The organism is Paenibacillus sp. GCM10027630, from assembly GCF_042676305.1.
Classification (GTDB): Bacteria; Bacillota; Bacilli; order Paenibacillales; family NBRC-103111; genus Paenibacillus_S.
In genome coordinates this window covers 43,411-69,723 of sequence record NZ_JBHTGY010000059.1, presented here as the reverse complement: position 1 = coordinate 69,723, position 26,313 = coordinate 43,411, and the positions used below count along the sequence as shown (strand labels likewise).

General features: G+C 47.8%; 20 protein-coding genes. 17 read left to right on the top strand and 3 right to left on the bottom strand.

The window, feature by feature from the left end; all coding sequences use genetic code 11:
* Positions 1-4 precede the first annotated feature (4 nt).
* From ACFQ0C_RS29990 to ACFQ0C_RS29915, 16 genes are all read left to right on the top strand, one after another.
* The gene (locus tag ACFQ0C_RS29990) at positions 5-1,342 is read left to right on the top strand and encodes an FAD-binding oxidoreductase (protein WP_379372228.1); all 1,338 of its coding nucleotides are present in this window, start codon (positions 5-7) and stop codon (positions 1,340-1,342) included.
* A 113-nt stretch (positions 1,343-1,455) separates the two neighbouring features.
* Positions 1,456-2,256 (top strand): ABC transporter permease, encoded by an 801-nt coding sequence (locus ACFQ0C_RS29985; RefSeq protein ID WP_258215011.1) that lies wholly within the window; start codon positions 1,456-1,458, stop codon positions 2,254-2,256.
* Positions 2,257-2,288: 32 nt separating this feature from the next.
* The gene (locus ACFQ0C_RS29980; protein WP_379372226.1) at positions 2,289-3,551 is read left to right on the top strand and encodes an amidohydrolase family protein; all 1,263 of its coding nucleotides are present in this window, start codon (positions 2,289-2,291) and stop codon (positions 3,549-3,551) included.
* Between the two features lie 364 nt (positions 3,552-3,915).
* Positions 3,916-5,505 carry a PucR family transcriptional regulator gene (locus ACFQ0C_RS29975; protein ID WP_379372224.1) on the top strand — a complete coding sequence of 530 codons (1,590 nt, stop codon included), beginning with the start codon at positions 3,916-3,918 and terminating at the stop codon, positions 5,503-5,505.
* A gap of 44 nt (positions 5,506-5,549) precedes the next feature.
* Positions 5,550-6,599 carry an XdhC family protein gene (locus ACFQ0C_RS29970; RefSeq protein ID WP_379372222.1) on the top strand — a complete coding sequence of 350 codons (1,050 nt, stop codon included), beginning with the start codon at positions 5,550-5,552 and terminating at the stop codon, positions 6,597-6,599.
* Entirely contained in the window at positions 6,511-7,137 is a 627-nt protein-coding gene (locus ACFQ0C_RS29965; RefSeq protein WP_379372220.1) for a nucleotidyltransferase family protein, read from the top strand. The genes ACFQ0C_RS29970 and ACFQ0C_RS29965 overlap by 89 nt, the downstream gene beginning before the upstream one ends.
* Before the next feature lie 167 nt (positions 7,138-7,304).
* Positions 7,305-8,198 carry an FAD binding domain-containing protein gene (locus tag ACFQ0C_RS29960; RefSeq protein WP_379372218.1) on the top strand — a complete coding sequence of 298 codons (894 nt, stop codon included), beginning with the start codon at positions 7,305-7,307 and terminating at the stop codon, positions 8,196-8,198.
* 16 nt (positions 8,199-8,214) lie between these two features.
* Positions 8,215-10,557 (top strand): xanthine dehydrogenase subunit D, encoded by a 2,343-nt coding sequence (gene pucD, locus ACFQ0C_RS29955; protein WP_379372216.1) that lies wholly within the window; start codon positions 8,215-8,217, stop codon positions 10,555-10,557.
* 12 nt (positions 10,558-10,569) lie between these two features.
* A complete protein-coding gene (locus tag ACFQ0C_RS29950; RefSeq protein ID WP_379372214.1) occupies positions 10,570-11,070 on the top strand; it encodes a (2Fe-2S)-binding protein in 501 nt (166 codons plus the stop codon).
* A 47-nt stretch (positions 11,071-11,117) separates the two neighbouring features.
* Positions 11,118-12,629, top strand: a complete 1,512-nt coding sequence (gene pucL, locus ACFQ0C_RS29945; RefSeq protein ID WP_379372212.1) for a factor-independent urate hydroxylase — start codon at positions 11,118-11,120, stop codon at positions 12,627-12,629.
* Positions 12,626-12,997, top strand: a complete 372-nt coding sequence (gene uraH, locus ACFQ0C_RS29940; protein WP_379372210.1) for a hydroxyisourate hydrolase — start codon at positions 12,626-12,628, stop codon at positions 12,995-12,997. The genes pucL and uraH overlap by 4 nt, the downstream gene beginning before the upstream one ends.
* Before the next feature lie 27 nt (positions 12,998-13,024).
* On the top strand, positions 13,025-14,395 hold the full coding sequence (locus ACFQ0C_RS29935) for an allantoinase (RefSeq protein ID WP_379372208.1): 1,371 nt from the start codon (positions 13,025-13,027) through the stop codon (positions 14,393-14,395).
* Positions 14,396-14,479: 84 nt separating this feature from the next.
* Positions 14,480-15,754 (top strand): allantoate deiminase, encoded by a 1,275-nt coding sequence (gene allC, locus ACFQ0C_RS29930; RefSeq protein WP_379372206.1) that lies wholly within the window; start codon positions 14,480-14,482, stop codon positions 15,752-15,754.
* 87 nt (positions 15,755-15,841) lie between these two features.
* Positions 15,842-17,077, top strand: coding sequence for a pyridoxal-phosphate-dependent aminotransferase family protein (locus ACFQ0C_RS29925; RefSeq protein WP_379372204.1), 1,236 nt, complete (start codon positions 15,842-15,844; stop codon positions 17,075-17,077).
* On the top strand, positions 17,074-18,669 hold the full coding sequence (gene ggt, locus ACFQ0C_RS29920; protein WP_379372202.1) for a gamma-glutamyltransferase: 1,596 nt from the start codon (positions 17,074-17,076) through the stop codon (positions 18,667-18,669). The genes ACFQ0C_RS29925 and ggt overlap by 4 nt, the downstream gene beginning before the upstream one ends.
* 445 nt (positions 18,670-19,114) lie before the next feature.
* A complete protein-coding gene (locus ACFQ0C_RS29915; protein WP_379372200.1) occupies positions 19,115-20,836 on the top strand; it encodes a DUF4091 domain-containing protein in 1,722 nt (573 codons plus the stop codon).
* An 814-nt stretch (positions 20,837-21,650) separates the two neighbouring features.
* On the opposite strand, the gene ACFQ0C_RS29910 is transcribed toward ACFQ0C_RS29915, so the two are convergent.
* The 3 genes from ACFQ0C_RS29910 to ACFQ0C_RS29900 all read right to left on the bottom strand — a co-directional run bounded on the left by ACFQ0C_RS29910 (position 21,651) and on the right by ACFQ0C_RS29900 (position 25,102).
* Positions 21,651-22,466: a DUF2935 domain-containing protein gene (locus tag ACFQ0C_RS29910; protein ID WP_379372198.1), complete on the bottom strand. Its 816-nt coding sequence runs from the start codon at positions 22,464-22,466 to the stop codon at positions 21,651-21,653.
* A 160-nt stretch (positions 22,467-22,626) separates the two neighbouring features.
* Positions 22,627-23,673 (bottom strand): aliphatic sulfonate ABC transporter substrate-binding protein, encoded by a 1,047-nt coding sequence (locus ACFQ0C_RS29905; protein ID WP_258214893.1) that lies wholly within the window; start codon positions 23,671-23,673, stop codon positions 22,627-22,629.
* A 67-nt stretch (positions 23,674-23,740) separates the two neighbouring features.
* Complete coding sequence (locus ACFQ0C_RS29900) at positions 23,741-25,102, bottom strand: LLM class flavin-dependent oxidoreductase (RefSeq protein ID WP_379372196.1); 1,362 nt, start codon at positions 25,100-25,102, stop codon at positions 23,741-23,743.
* A gap of 290 nt (positions 25,103-25,392) precedes the next feature.
* Between ACFQ0C_RS29900 and thiM the strand changes: the two genes are divergently transcribed.
* Positions 25,393-26,202: a hydroxyethylthiazole kinase gene (thiM, locus tag ACFQ0C_RS29895; RefSeq protein WP_379372194.1), complete on the top strand. Its 810-nt coding sequence runs from the start codon at positions 25,393-25,395 to the stop codon at positions 26,200-26,202.
* Positions 26,203-26,313: the final 111 nt, after the last annotated feature.

Sequence of the window (26,313 nt, the reverse complement as noted above, 5' to 3'; positions counted from 1 at the left end):
TTCGATGGCTACAGATTTAGAGTGGGAAAAAGAAATGATGAAGCTGCTTGGTGAAGAAGTTGTTGTGTTTGATATGGCTACGAGAGAGAAGTTATCGAAGGATTATTACTGGTATTCGCCGGTACTTGATAATCGATTGAAGGACAATAAACCGGCCGATGGAGTCGCTCTGCCTCGTAATGAAGAGGAGGTAGCTGCCGTCCTTGCATTCGGGTACCGCTATCAGATTCCGGTGACGGTCCGGGGAGCGGGCACAGGCAATTATGGCCAGGCTGTCCCGCTGCAAGGCGGCATTGTGCTGGATTTGAGTCGAATGGATCGAATTTTGGAAATTGGAGAAGGGTTCGCTCGGTTGCAGTGTGGGGTACGTCTTGGGGTGATGGACAAAACCGCTCGTGAAGCGGGGCAAGAAATTCGAATTTATCCGAGTACTTATGTAAAAGCGACGGTAGGCGGATTTGTGAGTGGAGGTTCCGGTGGGATTGGCTCCATTACTTATGGGAATTTATGGGACGGAAATGTTCTGGAAGCTGTCATTTATACGATGGAAGAGACGCCTAAACGGTTGGTTGTCGCTGGCAAGGAATTATACGATTATATTCATAATTATGGGACAACGGGAATTATGACGGAGGTGACCATCCCTCTTGCTCCGCGTACGGAGTGGGTACAGGTGATTTCACAGTTTCCTTCATTCGAGCAATCCATGCGGTTTAGTGAAGCTTTGGCTAAAGATGGGGCCATACACAAACGTTTGATCAGTCCAATGGAATGGCCTGTTCCCTCGTACTTCACTCCGCTTAGCAAATTCATTGAATTGGATATGGCGGCGGTTATGCTGGAAATTGCCGATGGTCTGCTGCCGCAGGTTGAGGTGCTGGCGCAAAGCTATGGAGGTCATATCGGGCATGTAATAGAATCGGAAAAATACCGGAAAACGATTGGGGTTTCTGACTTTACTTGGAACCATACAACGTTGTGGGCAATGAAAACCGATGCGACTTTAACTTATTTACAAGCTGGTTTTAATTTGGGCTCCTATATGGAACAGATGGATTTGATTAAGAAGCAATTTGGGGATGAGGTGCTCTTTCACTTCGAGTGGATTCGCAGCGGAGGGAATGTTACGCCGACTTGCTTGCCGCTCGTTTTTTATAAGAGTGAGGAAAGGCTCTATGAAATAATTGGCTATTTCGAATCGATCGGTGTAAAAATTTTCGATCCTCATACATGGGTGTTGGATAACGGCGGGCGCGGTGAAGTGGGTAGTATGGAAAGAAGAAAACGTCAGAATGACCCGCAGGGCTTGCTTAATCCAGGTAAAATTAATTATGTCATGTAAGTGGGAGGGGAATTATTATGGCCATGGATAAAGCTTATGCGCAATTATTTGAAGGAGAAATTTTTCCGCCTCGCGAGCGTGCAGGTTGGACTTATAGAATAGATGAAGGTGTGATGAGCGGGGGTGCTCTTAATAAATTTATAAAGCGTGTATTGCCGCCGCTAATTGCATTTATTGTCTTTATTGGGGGGTGGCAGTTGGTTGTTGCTTTGCTGAATATTCCTGTCTACCTTGTTCCTAAACCTACGGATATTGTAGGCGCGGCTATAGCCAATAGGCATGATCTCTGGGTTTCAGTTTCTACAACGACTATAGAGGCGGTAATAGGTTTTTTCTTAAGTGTTGTGTTAGGGGTGTTGGGTGCAATACTGCTGGCTAGTTCGAAAATGATTGAGCGGAGTGTGTATCCTTACGCCATTATTTTGCAGACCATTCCAATAGTAGCGATTGCTCCTCTTATCGTCATTTGGTTCGATGCGGGCATGAATGCCATTGTTATTATTGCTTTTCTTATCGGGTTTTTTCCGATGCTGTCGAATACGTTAATCGGCCTGAATGCAACCGATCATAATATGAGTAATTTATTTTACCTGTATAATGCCAATCCGTTCCAGACGATGTGGAAGCTGCGCATACCTGCTGCATTACCTTATATAGTAGCTGGATTAAAAATTTCCTGTACACTATGTGTGATCGGAGCGATTGTCGGTGAGTATATTGCCGGAATCGGCGGAGATGCAGGTGGGCTTGGGTATGCGATTACGTATGCGGCAGCTCGTTTGAAAACGGCTTATTTATTCGCTTGCGGGCTATCGGCCTCGGTGCTTGGCATAGGCTTCTTCCTGATAGTTAATGCTTTTGCAAAATGGATGTTGAGCTCCTGGCATGAATCGGAAATGAGTAAAGAAAATTAAAAAAATGATGCGGTGCAAAGAAGGTGAAACTGATGTTCGATTTGGTGTTCCGCCATGTGCTTCTTCCTGAAGGGGCGCAGTTTAGGCTGGTGGATATCGGGCTGCGTGATGGGAAAATTGCTCTAATTGGTGATGTTCCCCAAAAAGCTTCCTTGCAGGATGTGGATGGTCGAGGGTTGCTGGTGCTGCCTCCGTTTATTGAATCTCACATCCATCTGGATACGGTGCTGACAGCTGGGGAGCCTGCGTGGAATGAGAGCGGTACTCTATTTGAAGGGATTGGCTTGTGGCAGCGGCGCAAGTTAAGCCTGACTGTGGAGGATGTGCTTAAGCGTGCGGAAAGGGTGCTTCGACTTCAGGTGTCGCACGGTATTTTACACATACGCACACAGGCTGATATCTCTGATCCGGAGCTTATCGCTTTGCGTGCGCTGCTCGAGCTTCGTGAGCAAGTTAAGCCGTACGTCAATTTGCAGGTGATTGCTTTTCCTCAGGATGGGATTCGAGCTTGTCCGGATAATGAACACCGACTTGTGGAGGCGCTTAAGCTTGGAGCGGATGGAATTGGTGCGATTCCGCATATGGAGCCGACTCGCGAGGAAGGGATAGCGTCGCTTGAAATTTGTTTTCGGATCGCAAAGGAACAAGGATGCTTCGTTCATGTTTTCTGTGATGAGATAGATGATGGGCATTCGAATTTTATAGAGACGGTGGCGCATCTCGCCATGACTTCAGGATTGCGGGAGCGGGTCACTGCGAGTCATGCCAATGCATCTGCTTATTATGGAGAGGCGTATTTTCAGAAGCTGCTGGGGCTGTTATCCCGATCTGGCATTAATGTAGTCTGCTGCCCTTTGATTAACAGTGCCATGCAGGGAAGATTAGACAGCTATCCGAAGGGGCGCGGTATAGCCAGAATCAAAGAAATGTGGCAAGCAGGTGTGAATGTTAGTATTGCGCATGATGACATTCAGAGCCCTTTTTACCCGCTTGGTACAGGGAGTGTGCTGCAAGCGGCTAATATGGCAGCTCATCTTGCTCATATGACTGGACGTGAAGAGGTAGCCGAGCTTGTGAGGATGGTGACGGTACGCGCTGCCAAGACGCTTCAAATTGAAGGTGACTATGGAGTGGAGGTTAATAAGCCGGCAAGTTTCGTGCTTGTGGATGCAACTGATTATGTTGATCTTATTAGGCGGCAGCCTGTGTGTCGTTATGTTGTGAGTAACGGGAGTATTGTCGCAGAGACGCTCCCTGCAGTTACTAGCTTTTTTGCATCCATAGGAAATGAATGAATTGTAATCAGAGCTGTCTGGTTTCTCTTGTAGAGAAGCGGGCAGTTTTTTTAGTTGTAGAAGGTTGGGAGGGGTGGTTCGAGGAGGGGTGTAAATTAGAAAGTGATGCAAAATGTGGGTTAGTAATGATATTTGTATGTAAGTTTATATAACACAAATTAAGTGTAAATATTGTAAATCTCACTAATTTTTCTTTAAAAAGACACATGATTGTACTGTTTGGAGGTTTTTTAGCTATAAAATTTGATTTTAATGATTGTTCTTTTCTCTATACCTGAATATAATGTTATATAAACTTACATTAGATAAGGCGATTTGTTATAGCATGAATGTTTCTTTTTGAAATTCAAAGGGGGAGATCCGAATGAATATTACAGTGGAGCAGGCGTTAGGCATTTACCCGCTTTCTGAAGGCAAGTTAATTGCTGGTAGAGGAGGAGCTTCGCGGATCGTGAAATCAGTCAATGTAATGGATGCCCCGGATATTACAGAATGGATTAAAGAAGGCGAGATGTTATTCACAACGGCTTATATTATGAAGGATCATCCTGAGGAGGCGGTAGGGCTGCTCCGCAAGCTGGATGCCAGGGGGTCTGCAGGACTTGGCGTTAAGCTGGGCCGATTTTGGTCCAGTATTCCTGAGCCTATCGTCGAAGAGGCGGATCGGCTGCAGTTTCCTCTAATAGAACTCCCGTTTCAGTTTACATTTTCCGATCAGATGAGCGGCTTGTTCTATGCTGAGATGGAACGCAATACACGTTCACTCCATAAGCTGCTTGAAAAACAAAAGAAATTGATGCAGTTTGCGCTGAAATCCAGCTTTGAAACGGATTTTTTCAGTAAGGTGCTCGCTATTATCGGTTATCCTTTTGCAGTGGTTAGCTCCCGTGGTCAAATGGTTTTTAATGCAACTGCTTATCCGGATGGTCAATTGTTAAAGCAGTGGCCCTGGCACAAAAAGGATCAGTGGGTCCGTACCGAATATGGGGGGCATTACCGGATTTCGCTGGATTACAAGCAAGAGTGTATAGGATCGGTATTGTTCTTTCCCCCTGAAACGCTTCTTATGAAGGAGGAGGAGGGGCTGTTCCATCAAACCTCGGAAATGATTGCACACCATATGAGTTATATTTTTAGAGATGCGCTTGAGCAGTCTTTGAACAAGGATTTGGGGGAGCTGTTTACCCGTTATTTAAAACAAAATATTCCAATTGAGATGCTGGCGGACTATGCGGAGGATTTGGGCATTCGAGTGCTGGGAGGGGCATTTCAATGTGTATTGACAAGGGTCAACGCTGATGACAGAGATGGCCGGCGAAAGCTGATAGTAAAGGAGATTCGTGAGGAATATGAATACAATCCTGTGTTCCGCGATTTGAGTGTGGTGCATTTTCTCGTGGAAGAAGGGGTGTTCTCGATCTTTGGGGCGGACACGTTCGAAAATGCAGGCAAACTGCCTAATTTATTGACCCGATCCTTTGAATTTATAGTGAATAAAAGTATTCTGCCGCAAATTCAGTTGTCGGTAAGCGCTAAGAAAATGAAGCGGGAAATGCTGCGGCAAGCTTACCTGGAATGCTCCGATGCATTGAAGCTGTCAGGGAGGCTCGGGATGTCGGATCGGATTATCCAGTTTGGTTCCATTGAGCTGGCGTATGTCTTTCAGCATGTGACCAAAGAAAAGATGAAGGCTTACAGTGACGAAGTGTTGTCGGAGCTGCTGGCCAAGGATCCTGATTATTCACAAGAGATGCTGCGAACGCTTGAGGTGTTTTTGGAGCATGACGGTCAAGTTAATGAGGCGGCGAAGCATTTGTTTGTACATCGGAACACCGCGGCTTATCGATTGGAGAAAATCGGTGAGATGCTGGGGGTCGATTTTAAAAAAATCAACGATCTGATGAGGCTGAAGCTGGCGTTTGTCTTTCGAAAAATGCTGGAAGAGAAGAAATAAGGTTTAGACCTGAAAGCAGATTTTATAACAAAGGGGGAGTTGTTATGGATTTACATGATTTGCTTGACTGCTGGGATAGGGAGAAGCTGGTGAGAAAAGCAGCTCTTGCAACCATCGTTAAGGTTCAAGGTCACGCATACCGTAAAATCGGTGCTTCAATGCTGCTGTTTGAGGATGGGGAGAGGGTAGGGGGCATAAGCCCCGGCTGCTTGGAGGCTGATCTCCATGAAAGGGTTGCAGAAGTTTTGGCGCTTGGAAGAGCTCTGTATGTTGAATACGACATGAGAAATACGGAAGATTTTGCTTGGGGGGAAGCAATTGGCTGCGGAGGGAGCATTCATGTGCTCGTTGAGCCTATTACGGAAAAGCTTGACTTGGTTCTGTCTGCGGTAAAGGAGATGCTTGATCTGGGGCAAGTGTGTTTGCTGAGCAGGGAGTGGGATGCAGGAGGTCATGTTAGCTACAAAATTGAGCCTGCTGTTATGCATGGGTTACAAGCGGCAGCAGGAAGGGCTTCGCTCCAGTTTTATTGTGAACCTCGCGCGCGGTTAATTGTGTTTGGAGCTGGAACGGATGCGCAGCCGCTGGTTGCACTTTCGAAGCAAGCGGGGTTTCGCGTTGTTGTGGCTGATTGGAGAGAGGTGCTTTGCTGCAGTGGAAGCTTCCCGGATGCATGTGAAACGGTCGTTGGATCCCCCAATGAGTTGGTTGGGAAGTTGCGAATCAATGAGAATGACTACGTTGTAATAATGAGCCATCAGCTGGAACGGGATCGTCAATGCTTGGAAGCCCTATGGCCGCTCTCTCCTCGGTACGTAGGCCTTCTCGGGTCGCGGACAAGGGCGATACAGCAGCTGGCAGGGCGCACGCCGCCGGCTTGGCTCAGGTATCCGGTAGGTTTGCCGATTCGTGCCCAAGGTCCGGTGGAAATTGCGATTAGCGTAGTTGCGGAAATGATAGCTGTCAAGCGAAAAGCGGTTGATTTGGGTCGAGGGGTGAACGCATATGGGAATCAAAGTAACGGGAGTGTACTTGGCGGCTGGACAAAGCCGGCGTATGGGGGTTCCGAAACTTTCTATACCGCTCAACAATAAGGGGAAAATGGGCGGATTTGCATTTGCCAGAGCTTTGGAGTCTGGGCTCAACCATATTGTAGTAGTTTTGAGAGAAGGGGGGCTGCCTGATTGGCTGCCCTACCAGGAAGATGATTCGGTGCTGCAGTATCGGTGCAGCTTTGTTGTAGCGGCAGAAGCTGAGCGAGGGATGGCTTACTCGCTTCAAACGGGCTTGCAAGCGGCGGTGGAAGAGGATGTTCCTGATGCAATCCTGGTGGTACTGGCAGATCAGCCTTTTATTAATACTGAGATGCTGGACCGTTTAATCCATGTTTTCGAATCGGACCCATCTCTTGATTATGTTGCTTGTGGTGATAAAGGAGTGGCAAAACCTCCGGTGTTATTAGCAGCTTCTATGTTTGAGGCTTTGAGAGGGCTGAAAGGCGATGAGGGTGCACGTAAGCTCCTGCTGCAGCCGGAGTTTCGGGGAAGGATGCTGGAGGAGTCGGATCAAAGGCTTTTTGTAGATTTGGATACTCCTCAGGATGTGGAAATGTTTAGCTGTATCGATAAATAATTGAGTTTTTGTGTAATGTAATATAACGCTTATTCTTTGGAATATTGGATATTTTACAAAAACTGTGGATCAAATTGTTATCGAATACGAATGTTTGTCATATTTATTGACGTATATATAACGCGTTTGTATAGTTTAGATACCCAGTTGCTAAGGAGGGAAATAAAATGGCCATGGAACTGTATTCAAATCCTGAATTTCCCAGGCAAGTATGGCAACCTCGAACAATTGTGGAGGCATGGCAGTTAAAACAGCAGTTCGCGGAGCAGGCTGTATTTGTATCCGGAGGCACTTTGCTAAGAACGCAATGGGAATCTGGAGCCTTTTTGCCGCCTCAGCATCTCATTAGTCTCGAATCTCTCCCTGAATTACACGGTATACAGTCGGATCAACAAGAAATTCGCATTGGCTCGGCTGTCACATTGGCAGCTTGCTTGCGGGATTTAAGGACACCGGCGCTATTGAAGGATGCCTGCCGGAATATTGCTGCACCGTCTATACGAAACATGGGCACTTTGGGCGGGAACATTATGTCGACTGTTGGAGATTCTCTTCCCGCCTTATTAGCAACCGATGCCCGGCTGGTTTGGTTTAATGGACAGAACATGATCACACAAACAACGGCAGAATGGCTGCAGCAGCGACGAGCAGCTCTTTTAACTAAAGAACCCAGATTACTGCTGCAAATAATAGTTCCAAGAATAGCTGCACCGGATGGTTTCGTCGATTCTTTTTATGAAAAGCTGGGCAGAAGAGAAGCGTTTTGCCCTTCCGTTGTTACAATCGCTGGGGAGCTTCTTACGGATACGGAATACAACATTCGAAGCATTCGCTTAGCCGCAGGCAGCGCTGCATCGATGGCAACGCGGCTAACGGATGCAGAGGCCTTATTAGAAGGACAACAACTCAGCCTTAGGCTGATCGAATATATTCATCCATTAATTAAGCAGCAATTTAACGGAGGCTCTGATGCTTTTGCTTCAAACGAGTACCGGAGGCAGGCCGCTGCAAATATGATTGCAGCTGCTCTATGGAGCCGGATTTCCAGTCAAAACCGCTGAGAAGGGAGTGAGCGCTATGCTGCTTGATAAAGAAACGGCTGGTTCAAGGTGGCATGTCCGGCCTGATGGAATGGATAAAGTGGCCGGTAAGCTCACTTATTTGACGGATATGAGGTTGCCGGATATGTTGTTTGGCAAAATTTTGCGGAGCTCTCATCCTCATGCATGGATTCTTTCTATAGATACTAAGCGTGCGGAGCAGCTTTTGGGGGTACACGCGGTAATTACTTACAAGGATGTTCCCGGAATGAATTTATTCGGTATAGCTACTCCCGATCAGCCGGTGCTTTGTGAGGATCGTGTTCGATATGTCGGAGATGCAGTAGCGGCGGTTGCGGCTGAAACTGTGGAGATAGCGGAATATGCCCTTTCATTGATCGATGTCCTATATGAACCTTTGCCGGTAATAGATAGCCCTGAAGCGGGGCTGCACCCGGATTCGCCAAAGCTTCATCCGATCGGCAATGTGCTTCACCGTACTGAATACCATCGGGGCAGCGCTAAGGATGCTTTTGCAGAATGTGCTTATGTAACAGAGAACACATACCGGACACCCCGCCAAATGCATGCCTATATGGAAACAGAGGGAGGACTGTTCGTACCTGAGAAGGATGGCGGATTAACGGTATACGCTCCTACTCAGCACGGATACAAGGACAGGATGCAGCTATCGCGCATTCTTGCGATTCCGGAATCCGCAATACGTGTCGTTTCCAGCCCGATTGGCGGTTCGTTCGGCGGCAAGGATGAATTGAACGTGCAGCCGTATGGAGCACTGCTTGCATTCAAAAGCGGCCGTCCTGTCAAGCTGCATCAATCGCGCTTTGAATCGGTGAGAGCCGGATTGAAGCGGCATCCGATGACCGTCACGATGAAGACGGGCATGGATAAGGATGGCAAGCTGTTGGCACATACCGTACAGATTGTGGCCGATACTGGCGCTTATGCGACACTGGGCGCTCCGGTGCTTAACTTTTCCACTGAGCATGCGCAGGGGCCCTATCGAATCCCTCATGTATCTATTGAGGGGGTATCCGTCTACACCAATAATGGTGTATCGGGTGAGTTTCGCGGCTTTGGGGGCAATCAAATTATTTTCGCCCTTGAAGGACAGATGAACCGTTTGGCAGAGGCTGCTGGACTTGATTACTGGAAGCTAAGAAGTCTGAACCTTCGGGAAAGTACTGACCTTGGACCGTTCGAGCAGCGTATCGTACCTACGGATGGAGCACGGCAGGTGTGGGAGTCTGTGGCAGGCTCCGAGCTTATGAGAAAGCGTGCATCCATAGATAAATCAAGTCCGCCGTGGATACGGCATGGAGTTGGAGCTGCCATAGCTATGCACGGGTCGGGGCTTGGATACGGATTGCCCGATCCTGCCGGAGGTCGCCTTAAACTGAACAGGCAGGGTCTGATTGAAGCATCCTTTGGCTACGAGGAATTTGGGCAAGGGCTTATTGCTACCTTGCAAATTTTACTTATCGAAAGATTCGGCTGTGGTAAAGAGGATATTGAAATTGTAATTGGCGATACGGCACGTGTTCCGCACAGCGGATCAAGTACGGCTTCACGAGCGACCAGTATGATGTGGCAGGCGTTGGCTCGGATGGGTCCTATGTTTTCCGAAAAGCTGCTGGAGGCCGCTTCGGAGCTGACTGGCATCCCGGCGGCTTCGCTGACAACTGGCTTGGGCGGTATTTGGCGTAAGTATCCTGAGACAATGGAGCCAGACCGGGATGAAGCTGCACCAAGCAAGCAGAACATCGAAGCAGGAGCCTCGACCGAGTCTCAAACCTGTTCCAGACCGGTCATTAGCTATCGCGAGCTTGCGGAGCAAATTGAAGCCGAGTCAATCGAGTGTGAGTCGCAATTTGATTTTCCAACGACTCCTGATGAAATATTTGGAGCTCATTATTTGCATACGTATACGGCAGTGGCAGTCGAGGTAGAGGTAAATTTGCTGACCGGGAAAGTAAAAGTGACGGATCAATACCATGCGGTTGCAGCCGGACCTGTTGTAAATCCAATGGGGTATGTAGGGCAGATTGAAGGTGCCAGCAGCATGGCTCTTGGATTTACATTATCGGAGGATGCTGTAATGAGGGATGGACGGTACCTGACGAATAACTTCGATACCTATTTAATTCCGACAATCAAGGATGTTCCGGACCACCTGCAATTGGATGCTATCGATGAGCTTCCGGAGGGTGATCCTTTCGGTCCGCGAGGTGTAGGAGAAATTGGTACGGTTGCCGTAGCTCCGGCAATTATCGCCGCCGTTCATCAAGCGGTAGGCAAGTGGGTCCAGCACCTTCCGATTGCGCCTGAGGAGCTAATGTCCGATCAAATGTTCAAGTAGGGGGAACGGCATATGATACAACCAATACCAGACAATAAGCTGTCCTTTCAATTAAACGGCAAGCCGCTTGAGCTGGATACATCGGCATCCCGCCGTGTCATCGATATATTACGGGATGATCTGGCCAAGACAGGTACTAAAATTTCATGTGAAATTGGACGCTGCGGAGCTTGCATGATATTGATGGATGGCCAACCGGTTAATGCTTGCCTGATGATGGCTTACCAGTTGGAGGGACGTTCAATTGTTACGATAGAAGGTTTGGCCGTTAGTGGCGAGCTGCATCCCGTGCAGCAGGCCTTTTTGGAGGAGGGCGGCTTTCAATGCGGGTACTGTACACCGGGGATGGTTATATCCCTTGTGGGCTTATTGGGAGCTAACCCTGCGCCAACTCAAGATGAGCTAACGGAAGGGTTATCCGGCAATATATGCCGCTGCACGGGTTACGGAGGTATTATGCGGGCGGCGGAGACAGCTGTACGAAACAGCTGCAAGGCGGCGGCACCTATTTGAGTGGGAGATTAAAAAGGCAGGCCTGGACAAGAAAGGTGTGAAATCTCATGAAGTCTTATACCATCAACGAGCTGAACCGTATGAATCAGAGCTTATTTACAAAGACGCTGGGAGATATTTTTGAGGATTCCCCTTGGGTCGCCGAAGGAGCCTGGGCCTCCCGGCCATTTGAGGATAAAGAGCAGCTGCACGAAGCTATGCTGAACGTTGTAGAGCATGCTCATGAGGACAGGAAGCTGAAGCTGATCCGCGCTCACCCTGATTTGGGAGGGCGTTTGCAAATGAGTTCAATGTCGGTTAATGAACAACGGCAATCCGGACTATCGGATCTTACAGCGGAAGAATATGCCGAGTTTCAAGCTTGCAATACAGAGTACACCCGGAAATTCGGTTTTCCGTTTATTATCGCGGTTAAAGGGAAATCCAAGGCAATGATTTTGGAAGCGATGAAGTACAGAATAACATTGGAAAAAGAAGCCGAAAAGCAACAAGCGTTAAGACAGATCGCCGACATCACCCGCTTTCGTATCAACGACCTGATAACTACTAATAACGGAGGGGATCAACCCATGGAGACTAGTACAGCTAAACGAACTATGCATTATGGAAAAGGGGACGTATTGGTTTATCGCACATTTGCAAAACCGCTTCGTGTTCAGCCGGTGCCTGAATCCACTTATACCGGTACGGATAACGTTATATTCGCCTTAAATGTCAAAATCTCTGTATGGGGAGATATTCTCCTGACCTCGTTTACGGAAGGGGACAACACCTCTGTTGTAGCTACAGATTCGATGAAAAATTTTATTTTACGGCATACGGCTGATTTTACTGGAAATACGGTTGAAGCTTATTTACGGCATATGGCAACCTTGTTCATGGACAAATATACCCATCTAACAGGCATTGAGCTGTCTGCTGAGCGTATTCCATTTGATTCAGTAAGGGTCCCATCAGGGGAAGATTCTTTCGCAGATAGCGGGCTTGTTTTCAGGCATTCCCGAAATGAGAGTGGTGTGTTCACTTTTAAGATGGAGCGTGGAGAAACGGGTTACGAAGTTTTGGGACATTCCGCGCTGCTGTCCAACCTGCATTTAATTAAAGTGAAAGGCAGTATGTTTGCCGGTTTTGTACGCGATGAATATACTACACTGCCGGAGAGCTTTGACCGTCCTTTATACATTTATCTTAATATCGGCTGGGAGTATGCGGATTATGAAGATGCAGTGGGCGAAGGTGAGGCTAAGTATGTGGCTTCTGAACAAATCAGTGATATTGCCCACACCCTGTTCCACCAGCTCAAGAGTCCTTCTATTCAAAAGCTGATTTATGATATAGGCTTGCGGATTTTGGAGCGGTTCCCGCAGCTTGGCAAGGTGTGGTTTGAGTCCAATAACCGGACGTGGGAAACGATTGTTGAAAATGTTCCTGGCTCTGAGGGCAGAGTGTATACCGAGCCTCGTCCTCCTTATGGCTTTCAAGGCTTTTCTTTGACGCAAAGCGACTTGGAGGAGGCTCGCAATGTACTGGAGGCCGCTGCTTCAGCGGAGCTCAAATGAGCGGGAGGCTCACGACTCATGTACTGGAGCTGTCAGCAGGGAGACCTGCGCAAGGAATGCGAGTAGCCTTGTTTTACTTTTCGCAAGGAGGAGCGGCAGTCGAGCTTCAAGAAGCGGTAACGAACAGTGATGGACGTCTGGATGGACCGCTTTTAAGTGGAAAAGACATGGTAGCAGGTTCGTATGAATTATTGTTTTATGTGGGGGATTATTATCGGAATAAAGGCATAGGAGCAGGGCAAGCAACAGAATCACCGATGTTTCTGGAGGAAGTCCCGATTCGTTTTCAAATAAGCAATGTAGAACAGCACTATCATGTTCCGCTGTTGGTTGCACCTGGAGGATATAGTACCTATCGAGGCAGTTAATTTCCTGGGAACGAGGAGGGGAAGCCAATGCTGGATTTAATAATTACCGGAGGACTTGTTGTATTGTGCAATGAGGTCAAGCGTCTGGATATCGGTGTCAAGGACGGCAGGGTTGTCCGGCTGGAAGAAAGCTTGATTGACGAGGCTGCTGCCCGGAATTATAAAGCTGATGGAAAGCATGTAATGCCAGGTATGGTGGATGCGCATGTTCATTTTAATGAACCAGCTATGGGACATTGGGAAGGCTTTGCAACGGGATCGGCAGCTTTGGCAGCCGGTGGCTGCACAACCTATATAGATATGCCGCTGAATGGTCTGCCGCCCACGGTGTCCGTGGCCGCAATGGAAAGCAAACTGAAGGCAGCTGCCGGAAGCTCCAGCGTGGATTACGCTTTATGGGGCGGGCTTGTACCCGGCAAGCTGGACCAGCTGAAGCCTTTGGCGGATGCGGGAGTTATCGGCTTTAAAGCTTTCATGTCCAAGCCGGGGGGTGAAGGCGAGGAACGGTTCCAGTGCGTAGATGACGTCACGCTGCTGGAGGGCATGAAGCGCATCGCCAAGCTGAATCGGGTGCTTGCCCTGCACGCCGAGGATGAGGCGATGACAGTTATGCTGGCTGAGCAAGCGGCCAGCAGCGGTAAGAGCGGCGCACTGGATTACGCCGCATCAAGACCCATTGCCGCAGAGTGTGAAGCGGTGCGCCAGGCACTGCAAATGGCGGAGCACACCGGCTGCGCGCTGCACTTTGTTCATATCAGCAGCGCTGCAGCTGTGGAGCTCATTCATGCGGCGAAGGCGCAGGGTCTTGATGTGACGCTGGAAACTTGTCCGCACTATCTCACTCTGACCGAGGATGATATGGTGAATCTCGGCCCTGTAGCTAAGTGCGCTCCGCCTTTGCGCAGCAAACAAGAGCAGGAGAAGCTGTGGAACGCTCTGGCAGCCGGACAGATTGATCTCATTGCTTCCGATCATTCGCCAAGCCCGCCTGAATTGAAACGAGCTGAGAGCTTCTTCGAGGCATGGGGCGGAATTGCCGGAGCCCAAAGCTCGCTTGAGCTAATGGTGGATGAAGGTCATATAAAGCGCGGACTTCCAATGCCGTTAATTAGCCGTTTGCTGTCTTTAAATCCTGCACAAAGATTCGGCCTATATCCTCGCAAGGGTGAAATCAACTTAGAAGCGGATGCGGATTTTGCCATCATCGATTTGAATCATTCCTACACATTGAAGGCTGATCAGTTGAAGCATCGTCATCCTCATAGCCCTTATGAAGGCAGGATGTTCTCCTGCCGTGTGAGTGCCACGCTTGTGAGAGGCGAATTCGTATATAACGCAAGCATGCAAGCTGGCGCTGGGGCGGATGAAATAGGAAAGTGGCTGCTTTATAGCTCTTGACTCCGAGTAATTCAAGTACTTTAAGTACTTCAAGTAATCCAAGTTGCTCCAAGCGTCAATGCCAATGCGGAAATGGAGGAATCTATGGAAAAAAGTATACATCAGGCTCCCTCATCCAAGGATGAACTCGTCCGCAGGTTTGCTTCGGAAGCTTCCCGTATGCTGGAGTGGTTAGCGCAATTCGGAGGTGACTCAGATGGAGGGGTTACTCGCCTTTTGTACAGTCAGGCCTGGCGGGAAGCGCAATCCGCATTAAAGGATCATATGCTGGCTTCAGGACTTAGCCCCTATTATGATGAAGCGGGAAACCTGTTTGGACGATTGGAAGGAAGTCGGGCGGAACCAGGGGCTGTACTAACGGGCTCTCATATCGATACTGTGCTGAGTGGTGGCCGTTATGACGGGGCTTACGGTATTGTGGCGGCTGTTCTGGCCGTTACGTATTTGAAAGAGCGGTATGGTCAACCGCTGCGTACAATCGAGGTCGTATCCTTCGCGGAAGAGGAAGGAAGCCGCTTCCCGTTAACCTTTTGGGGCTCGGGCAATGTGACGGGCTTGTTCTCAACACTGACTCCTCCTGAGGTTTGCGACAGAGAAGGTGAGACATTGGCTGATGCCATGTATCAAGCAGGCTTTGGATTGGGTCATTACCAGCCAGGCAATCGATCCGACTGGGCTGCATTTATTGAGATTCACATAGAACAAGGCAATGTATTGGAACGGGAGCGTCAATTGATTGGAATCGTACAAGGAATTGTTGGACAACGAAGGTATACCCTTGAGGTGGCAGGTGAGTCTAATCATGCTGGCACGACTCCAATGGGCTACAGACGTGATGCATTATGCGGAGCAAGTGAAATGATCATTGCTATTCGTAATGAAGCGCTTTACTATGGTGATCCGTTGGTGGCTACGGTTGGTAAGCTTGAGGTTGTTTCGGGAGCACCCAATGTTGTGCCTGGATGTGTGAAATTCACTTTGGATGTCAGGCATACTAGTGATACGGAACTGAATGGATTTTGTTCGGCTGTAATAAATAAGCTGCAACGAATCGCAGAGAGCTGCGGCCTCACTTTATCCGCCCAACAATGGATGGAAGCTGCTCCTATCCTAATGAATACGGAATTAACGGATTTGCTTCAAAGCAGCTGTAATTCCCGGAATCTAAGCTTCAAAAAGATGTACAGCGGGGCGGGCCATGACGCCCAATTGTTTGCACCGGTATGCCCAACGGCTATGTTGTTCGTTCCGAGCCACAAAGGGATTAGTCATTCACCGGCTGAATACACGGAACCGGCTGATCTTGGCGCAGGAATCGTTGTGCTGCTGGACCTACTCTATTCACTAGCATACAAGTGAGAGAACCAATGGGACTTTCTTGAACAAACTATACAACGGCATGTTCATGAAATATTTTTTGCGAAACTATGTGGGGGGAAGCGGAATATGAAAAAATACAGAGATCTAGCCCCATCCTTACGAATAATTATGACCCCGGGACCGGTTGAGGTTGATCCGCGCGTTTTGCGCGCCATGTCGCTCCCTATATTGGGACAGTTCGATCCTGAATTTACAGATATTATGAATGAAACTATGGAGATGCTGAAGGAATTGTTTCAAACGAATAATCGGTGGGCTTTTCCTATTGATGGGACATCACGTTCGGGTATTGAAGCGGTGCTTACCAGCTTAATCGAACCGGGAGACCGTGTACTCGTGCCGATTTTCGGACGTTTTGGCCATCTGTTGGTAGAAATTTCAGAACGATGCGGCGCTGAGGTTATAACGATGGAGCAAGAGTGGGGACATGTATTTGAGCCCGCAGCTATCATTGAACGCATCAGGGAAATACGTCCTAATCTAGTTGCAATTGTGCATGGGGAAACCTCTACTGGCCGAATTCAACCGCTTACGGATATAGGAAAAGCTTGCAGGGAACTGGATGCGTTACTTGTGGTTGATGCAGTAGCTACGATTGGCGGAACAGAAGTGAAAACAGACGAGTGGATGCTTGATGCTGTAATAGGGGGCACCCAGAAGTGCCTGTCGGTTCCGGCTGGTATGGCCCCGATTACTTACAATGAGAGAGCGGAGGCTAAAGTGCTGAAGCGCAAAAGGATTGAGCGTGGACTTCGGGACCCTGGCGCATCTGGTTTTGCAGAAGGGGCTGTAGTGCGGAGCAATTATTTTGACTTGAGCCAGCTTCAGGACTATTGGAGCTCAGCAAGGCTGAATCATCATACGGAAGCCACCTCCATGCTGTATGCACTCCGTGAGGGACTAAGACTTGTGTTGGAGGAAGGCTTAACAGAACGCTTTGCTCGCCACTCCTATCATGAGCAAGCGCTTATGGCTGGTATCGAAGCTATGGGACTTGCGCTCTTCGGCGACCCATCCTGCAAGCTCCCGGTTGTTGCTTGCATACTTATTCCGGATGGAGTGGACGGTGAATCCGTCAGAAGCATGCTTCTTCAGGAATTTGGAATCGAAATTGCAAGCTCGTTCGGCCCTTTGAAAGGGAGAATATGGAGAATTGGAACCATGGGTTTTAGCTGCAATAAGAAAAATGTTCTGCTCACTCTTGGAGCACTCGAAGCTGTGCTGCTTCGTCATGGCTTTCAAGTGCATGCAGGCCAAGCGGTTCAAGCTGCTCTTGATGTGTATGGGAGGGATACTCGATGAATAATATTATGCCTGTCGCTTATCGAGGCATGGTTGCTTCGCCGCAGCATTTGGCCAGCGTTGTCGGCTGCTCGATTTTGCAGCAGGGAGGCAATGCATTCGATGCCTCAGTTGCTGTCAGTGCGACACTAGCAGTCGTCTATCCCCATATGACGGGATTGGGCGGAGACGCCTTCTTCCTCATCTATGATGCAAAAAGCGGTGAAGTGAAAGGATTTAACGGGAGCGGTCGTTCGGGGAGTCAAATATCACCCGGGTTTTATTTGGACAAAGGGTTGAAGGCTATCCCGCAGCGCGGTGTACTGAGCGCCATTACAGTCCCCGGTATGGTTGATGCGTGGTGGGAGGTATGGTCCGAGTACGGAAAGCTTGCCTGGGAAAAGCTGTTGGAGCCAGCCATTGCATATGCGGAGAAAGGTGTACCAGTTTCCCGGGATTTGCACCGGTGGATCGTTAAGGATAAAGAAATTCTTATCACACAGGAATCAATGCGGAGCACGTTCATGCCTAATGGCGTACCGCTTCAAATAGGAGAAAAGCTGCTTCAGCCCGAGCTTGCAGATACATTAAAAATGATTAGTGATGGAGGCAGGGAAGTCTTCTATAAAGGCAAACTTATGCAGCGTATAGTCGATGCCATGCGCAAGGATGGCGGAATCCTCATCGAGGATGACTTTCGTTCCCATCGCGGCGAATGGGTTAAGCCGGTCTCAAGCACTTACCGTGGAAGCACCGTTGTCCAGATGCCTCCTAATTCGCAGGGTTTTTCGGCACTCATGATGCTGAATATGCTGGAGCAAACGGAATTGTCCGAAATTCCCCGGCATTCTGCTGAGTTTTACCATTTATTAACGGAAGTGGTTAAGAAAGCTTTCAGTGACCGCGATGCGTATTTGACGGATCCTGATTTTAATGAAATTCCATTGGATCGGTTATTGTCCAAAGAGTATGCAAGAACGCTTTACCGGAAAATTCAGCTCTCCCCTCCTGAGGGAGAAGCATTCTTATCCAAGGCTATGGGCCAAGATACAGCTTATGCGGCGGCAGTCGATGATGAAGGCAATGCGGTGTCCTTTATTCAAAGCTTGTATTATGATTTCGGAAGCGCGTATACTGCGGGTGATACGGGAGTCATTATGCAAAACCGCGGTTCTTTTTTTTCATTGGACTCGAGTGATGTAAATGCGCTGGCTCCGGGCAAACGAACCTTCCATACTTTAATGCCAGGTATGGTTTTGCGTGAAGGAAAACCCTTCCTGCTTATGGGTACTCAGGGCGGTGAAGGGCAGCCGCAGACACAGCTTTCGTTGATAACCGGCGTGCTCGATTACAACTGCTCCATTCAAGAAGCCATTGCATTGCCTCGTTGGGTGTACGGACGGACCTGGGGGGTGGACAGCGATACGTTGAAGATGGAAAATCGCAAGCTGGACTCCACGATTAATCAACTCCGCGCGTGGGGGCATAGGGTCGAAGTATTAGAAACATGGGACCCTGCAACAGGGCAAGCGCAAGGGATTATGATTCATCCAGACGGCCAATTGAGCGGGGCGGCAGATCCGCGGGGAGACGGTTTGGCGATTGGATGGTAACTGAATAATGATTATGGGCAGCAAAGTAGCGGGTTGCCGGGTTCCATCGCAGCTTGATTGCTGTCGTGACGCCGATCGCCTTATTGATGGTAGTGTTGGCAGGCATCATGTCGTGCTTATTCAAGCTTTTTTAATAGAAACTGATTAGTGTGTGGGGATCGATGCAAGTAGAATTGTAACTGCAAGAAGTCAATCCATGACGGGTTGGCTTTTTTTAACATACAAGAAAGTTTAGTGCTTAATGGCACTAAAGTCCTTTTGCACGCCTTCCATTCAAAGGAATACGACTTCAACAGCGGCCGTAATCTCACATTCATCCCTCCAAAGCACACAAATGTAGATCGTATACCAAGGACGCCGTAAGGATTTTTTTATATAGACACAGATATGGAAAAAAGTGTAGGGTAGGAAGGAGAGGATTTTTCCAAAACCTGGGGGGATAACTATGCACTTCGGTTTGCAGTCGATGTTTTACAAATATACTTGGGCAAAAAATTTCTGGGATCAAGGTCGCAAGGATACAGCCGTTAATAATTTGAATTTATGTTGCAATAGAAGGGACAGTGCAGCTCTACAGGCAGTAGTTTGCTCGGATGTTGAAGATTTTGTGCTGGCGGTTAGTAAGGATTCATTTTTTTGGAAAGGAGGACCGCTCAAAATCGTAAGGATGGAGCTTGAAATGGAAGGCTCGTTAACCTCCGAGGTGAAGCTTGTCGGTTTCATCGAAGACGATGATCGGTCGCAGAAATCAGACGTGCTTCTGGAAGACCGTCATGTCTTCGTGAGCAAGCGGCAAATACAGCAGGTCTGGCTTGAATTTGAAGCGGGGGAAAATACGCCGGCTGGAAGTTATGAGGGAAAGCTCAAGTTTTATTCGCATACGCTTTTTGAGGATGAGGTACTGGAAAAGGAGCTGACCTTTACTGTTACTGTAAATGAGCAGCAGCTTCCTGAAGCAAAGGATTACACCTTTTACCTCGATTTATGGCAGCACAACTGTAACATTGCACGAAAATACAAGGTGGAGTATTGGTCTGATGAGCATTTTGGTATTCTGGAGCATTATTTGCAAAAGCTGGCTGATCTGGGACAAAAGGCGTTGTCCGTACTTATCTCCGAGTCCGCTTGGAACGGCCAGCAGACCTACCTCGACAGGGAGCCTCATGATTTATTTGAATATAGTATCGTGCCGGTTCGCAGAGCGTCGGATGGTACATTCTTCTATGACTTTTCATTCCTTGACCGTTACATAGCTTTAGGTGAAAAATACGGGATCACTTCGGAAATCGAAATATTCGGACTATTAAACAACTGGCAATATCCGGATGCCGGGTATGGTGCCATTGTGGAGGGGTATCCCGATGCAATCCGAATTCGATATTACGATGAAGCTGGCGGCTGCTACCGGTTTATGAGGGAGGTGGCTCAGGTTAAGGATTACATTTCGGCGCTGGAAACACATTGTGTGGAGAAAGAGTGGATAGACCGCGTCAGGATTGTTGCCGATGAGCCTGCCGACTGGGAGCTGTTTCAGCAGAGGATGACCATTTTGCGGGAAGCTGCTCCGGCCTTTTCGTACAAGACGGCTATCAACCATGTCGAGTTTATACGTAAAGAGGCAACAGGTATTAAGGATTACGTGCCTTTGTTCTCCGCTGTTGTGACGGAATATGAGCATCTTCAAAGCATGCGTCCGCTCATTCCCGGAAAGCTGGTGTACTATGTATGTTGTGAGCCTTCCAGGCCGAATACATTTCTGAAATCCCCCTCTATCGAGGCGCGTGTAATCCCATGGATGGTGGAGAAGCTGAAGCTGGATGGGTTTTTGCGTTGGAACTATACAGCATGGACGGACCAGCCGCTTGAAAGTATAATTTGCCGCCCTACGGTGTGGCCTGCTGGTGACACGAATTTCGTGTACCCCGGGCCAAACGGGAAACCGCTCTTATCATTGCGATATAAGTGGCTTCAGCGCGGGATTCGCGATTACGAATTTATGCAGCTGCTCAAGCAATCCGGACGTGGGGATCAGGTCGAGAGGGCGCTGCAAAAAGTATTTCGGTTTCAAGAGATAAGCGATCTGCATGAAAATTCCGGAATTCCGTCCCAACAATTGTATAGCTTCGAACCGGATGATTATGATGAACTGTACCGTTCAGGAAAATGAAGAGAGGTGCTTTCATTTTATACTTGACTTGATCTGTCCACAACGATAATAGGACGAAAAGGAACCGGGGAGCCATCGGCAGGCGGAACGACGATTCGTTATTTGTGGTTTTTGGTGTGAAAACGTGCCCCTAGCGGAACGACAGTACCTTATTTCAGCATATCTGCGTCTATATGGCTTGCAAATAGCAAAATAAGGCATCGTCGTTCCGTAGTTGCTTTGATGTAGGGTCTTTTGGAACAAATAAGGCATCGTCGTTCCGTAGTTGCTACGATGTAGGGTCTTTTGGAACAAATAAGGCATCGTCGTTCCGTAGTTGCTACGATGTAGGGTCTTTTGGAACAAATAAGGCATCGTCGTTCCGTAGTTGCTACGATGCAGGGTCTTTTGGAACAAATAAGGCATCGTCATTCCGTAGTTGCTACGATGTAGGGCCTTTACGTACAAATAGAGCTTTCACATTCCGCTTTTATTGCGTATCACTGTGGGTGTTGGGCAAAATATGTGCCATTTCCATCAGCGCTCCCTCTTATGAATGGAAAAGGCAGAATGCGAAAGTAAGAAAAGTGGAAGAATGCCGCGGGAAAATGACAGTGGTAATAACAGGGGCTTCAAAGCCCCCGTAGCCCCGTAGCCCCGTAACCCCGTAACCCCGTAACCCCGTAACCCCCGTGTCCAAAAGCTCGATCCATGTGTACTGCCCTCGTTTACGTATAGTCATATGAAAATATATTCTATGAGGTTCTGCCATAGCGGGTTCGTAGTGATGTGAAACTTTTTCTGTTAAGCAGAAGTGTTGTTGAGAATGGGTGGCTTAGTGAGTTGAACTTACTCGTTTGCCCGTACCGGTCAGCGCTCCTTCGAACATATCAATAATTTCTAAAAACCGCTCCGCTTCCCGGAATACATGATCCGCCAATAATGGATGGATAATGCTTTTAATTTTGCATTGATTAATTAAATCTCTAGCTGTTTGCTTGAAATCACGCAATGCTTTTACAGAAACTCTGTTTTGGTCTAGAAATTGATTTAAAAGAGGCTGTGTTTGGGATTGTGGCCGCATCGAATCCAAATCCTGTGCCTGGAACAGCAATTGATCAAAATCATGGCTAAATTCTCGAGCCTGGTCAACTAGCTTGCGCTCTGAAGGATCCAGAAGATGCCCAATGAATTTGGCGTGATCAGCCATGATTTTTAAGAAAAACACATTTTCATCAATAATAGCATCCTGCAAGGGCTCCAATTTCCCTTGGTTCAGCTCCACCAATCGATTCCTGAAATAATTCGCTTCTCGGCTTGTATGATCTACTAATAATGGAAAGTTATTTTGTCCGGGAAGCTGACAGGTTAATATAAGTCCTAATATTTTTCTTTTAAAAGCCCAAATATGAGATGCGGCCGTGTGAACTTCGATGTTGAATTTTTGAATAGTTGTAGGATCTGTATCCACACCAAAGGCGTGAGAACGCTGCTCAATCCCTTCGAACAGTTTATAAAAATAATTGGCTTCATTAATGAGTTGTGTATCTTCACAGCGAAAGCCTAATCTTAGAAAGAGCGAATGCTCCTTCATTATGCGGGACCAAAAACGTATTTCATCAATAGACCGTATTACGAATGCATCCGGCACATGTATAACCTCCAATTAGTTACGTTTTTAATACCGTATGCTGGCAATTTAGTAGTTATACGAACAAAAAGACGAGGGGACCATTCCCCTCATCTTTCATTTCTTCTCAAATCATATTCCTCTATTAGATATTCTCAATTTTCTAAATGCTTCTCGCTGGTTACTTCTTCTCTTTGATTTCCTTTAAGGCCTGCTCAACGAACTTGCTCTCCATCACTTTAGATGTGTCCAGCTTTTTGTTAATGGCTCCAACTGAGAAAAGGAAGTCTGCCTGTTCTTGATGCGCTTTGGCAAACTCAGGTGTTATTGGAGAAAGGATTGGCTCAGAATTTTTCAAAACGGTGCTAATAATTTCTTTGTCCAGCTTTTGCGATTTGACCAAATCATCGGTTACTTCATCCAAATGTCCAACGTAATAAGTACGCGCTTCCTCGTAGGCTTTCAGAAAAGCAACAGTTAGATCGGGATGCTCCTGCGTAAATTTAGTTCTAGCTACGATAAAGCTGGGCGCATTAATATTCAAGTCTTGTCCGCTAACCAATATTTTGGCCCCTGTCTGGAAAACAGCCGTTGCGGCATACGGCTCCCAGATCGACCAAGCATCCAGAGCCCCGCTGTCTAATGCAGGTCTTGCTTCATCTGGCTGGAGCTGAATGGCTTTAATATCATCGCCCTTTAGCCCTCCCTTATCAATGGCCATGTAGAGAAAGTTATAGGCGCTGCTGCCTTTGGCCACCCCTACTTTTTTCCCTTTCAAATCCTTGAGGTCTTTGATTGGACTATTCTTCGGCACGACAATAAAGTTGCCTTTCTTACCGTCTGCTGTTACCGCAATCGCCTTGAAATCAACGTCCCCAGTTTGTCCGGAGACAACCGGTGTCCCACCTACGGCTCCAAAATCCAGCCTGCCTGCCGTTAAAGCTTCAAAATGCGGAGGACCGCTGGCAAATTCGCTCCATTTGACCTCGGCACCGACTTTGGCAAAAGCTTTTTCGAAATATCCTTTTTCACGTGCGTATGGAAAAATACCTGTTTTACCTTGAACGCCGATATTCACGACAACCTTTTCCTTGGGCTTATCGCTTCCTGCTGCTTGGCTTTTTGCCCCTGCGCCTGTTGCCTCCGTTTTTCCGCAAGCCGTAAGTACGATAAATGATAATGCTGTAATAAGGGCAAGCGATGAAATGGTCCATTTTTTCTTGTTCATAAGTTTCAATCCCCTTTTCTTAATGGTTGTTTCTTAACTACATTGCCTTACTAAATTTCTTGCTAATTCAAACGATGTGGTTTACTTTGTGCTGCTTGCTTTCTTGGCTATAAATGTTTGTGGGATAAGGAAGACCGTAGTGATCACGCAAAGTCCGTCCGCTGTATTCGGTCCGGAATAAGCCTCTGCGCTGCAGCTCAGGGACTATATAGTCCAGAAAATCGTCCAAGCCGCCGTTCATGAGCTGAGGCATGATGTTAAATCCGTCAGCAGCTCCCCCCACAAACCATGCTTCCAACTGATCGGCAATTTGCTCAGGGGTGCCTGCAATCGTGTAGTGACCGCGACCGCCGGCAAGACGGAGCAGCAGCTGGCGAATCGTCAATTGTTCCCTTTGGGCTAGCTCCCTGATTAATTGGGTTCGACTTTGGTGACCGTTGATCTCCTCGGAATCCGGTAATTCAGGAAGCGGTCCATCCAATGGATAGGAGGATAAATCAAAGCCTATCCGGTTGGAAAGCTGCAGCAGACTGTACTCAGGATTCGTCAGCTCGTGGAGCTCAGCTTCTTTTTCCTTAGCCTCAGCCTCGGTTTGCCCAATGATTGGGCAGATGCCCGGCAATATTTTGACATGCTCAGGAGGTCTTCCGTATCGGGCAAGCTTCGATTTAAGGTCGGTATAGAAGGCGCGGGCATCCTCAAAGGTTTGCTGAGCAGTGAATATGGCTTCGGCATATTGAGCGGCGAATTCTTTTCCATTCTCAGAAGAACCCGCCTGCACGAGAACAGGGCGACCTTGAGGGGAGCGGGTAACATTGAGCGGTCCTTTGACCGAGTAGAAAGTACCTTTATGGTTTAGTTCATGCACCTTGCTGCTATCAGCATAAATGCCGGCATTCTTATCTCGGATGAGGGCATCCTCTTCCCAGCTGTCCCATAGCTTGATAGCCACATCAACGAATTCATGGGCTCTCTCGTATCGGTTGCTATGCTCCGGGATATGCTCGTAGTTGAAATTGCGGGCTTCGCCATCGGTACCGGAGGTGATTATATTCCATCCTGCCCTGCCTCCACTAAGATGATCGAGTGAAGCGAAACGTCGTGCGATGTTGAAGGGCTCGTTAAAGCTGGTTGATAACGTAGCGATCAGGCCGATCCGCTCAGTCACCACTGCCAGAGCAGCTAGCAGTGTCAGAGGCTCAAGACCGCCCACTGCCCCGTATTTTGCTGCGGTTAAACTTGTTGCCAGTCTATCGGCAAAAAAGAGTGAATCCAGCTTTGCGCGTTCGGCTTTTTGAGCGAGTTTTTGAAAATGTGAGAAATCAATAACCAGATTAGCATCCGAATGGGGATGACGCCATGCGGCTTCATGATGACCCATACTGTTCATGAATAGATTAAGATGAAGCTTGCGGTCAGATTTACTCATGATCGATTTCACCCCTGAATTAAAATAGGCTCCCGGAAGCTTGATCAGAAAATCTGACAGCTGGGGAGCCTTTGGCGGTCCAATTGGCTTCAATAATGTAATGGATTAGTGAAATGGTAACATATCAAATCCGATAATTCAAGTAGGAAATGTAGGTTAAATTTTAATTCGTATTTTTCGTATTTATCAAGATGCCCCATATTGTGGTACACTTTTTAATTATAATAGGGTTCAGTGCTCGAGTTGCTATAAGAATGAATTCGGCGGAGGACAAAAAGGAGAGAATGATCGTGGAAATTAACCAAATTATTGACTGCTTAAATCGGGTTAGAAGTGTTAGTCCCCTTGTTCATAACATCACGAATGTGGTCGTTACGAACTTTACCGCTAACGGACTACTTGCACTTGGAGCATCGCCTGTAATGGCTTATGCCAAAGAAGAGGTTGCTGACATGGCCGCTATTGCGGGTGCGCTTGTATTGAATATTGGAACCTTGAACGAAACGGAAGTAGAAGCTATGATCATCGCAGGCCAATCAGCCAATGAGCATGGTGTTCCCGTTATTTTGGACCCTGTAGGTGCGGGAGCAACTCGTTATAGAACCGATACAGCCAGAAAAATTTTGAAAGAAGTGAAAGTGTCGGTTATACGCGGAAATGCTGCTGAAATTGCAAATGTGGTTGGTGAGCAATGGAAAATCAAAGGGGTAGATGCAGGCGAAGGCACTGGAAATGTAATGGAGCTGGCGCAAAAAGCTGCGCTCCAGTTGGGCTGCCTGGCTGTTGTCACAGGTAAAACCGATGTTATTACAGATGGTTCTACAACCTACTTGGTAAACAATGGAGATGCGCTTCTTACAAGAGTGACGGGTACAGGATGTCTTCTCACTTCTGTAATCGGTGCGTTTGCCGCCGTCGAGCAGGACAAGCTTCTGGCTGCAACGGCTGCACTTGCTTATTATGGTGTCTCAGCCCAAGTGGCTGCCGATAAGAAAGGGCATGAAGGACCGGGCAGCTTCCAAATCGAATTCATTAATCAGTTATCCAAAGTGAGCGGCGATGATTTGCTGCGTCTTGCTTCTGTCAGCAAAGCTGATTAATGGAGGGTCACTTACTCTGATGTAAGTAAGTCAACTATTATTGCGTTATTTTGACTTCTTTATCTACCATGTATAATGAGCAGAGTAGGCAGTAATAAGCTTGTGACTTGA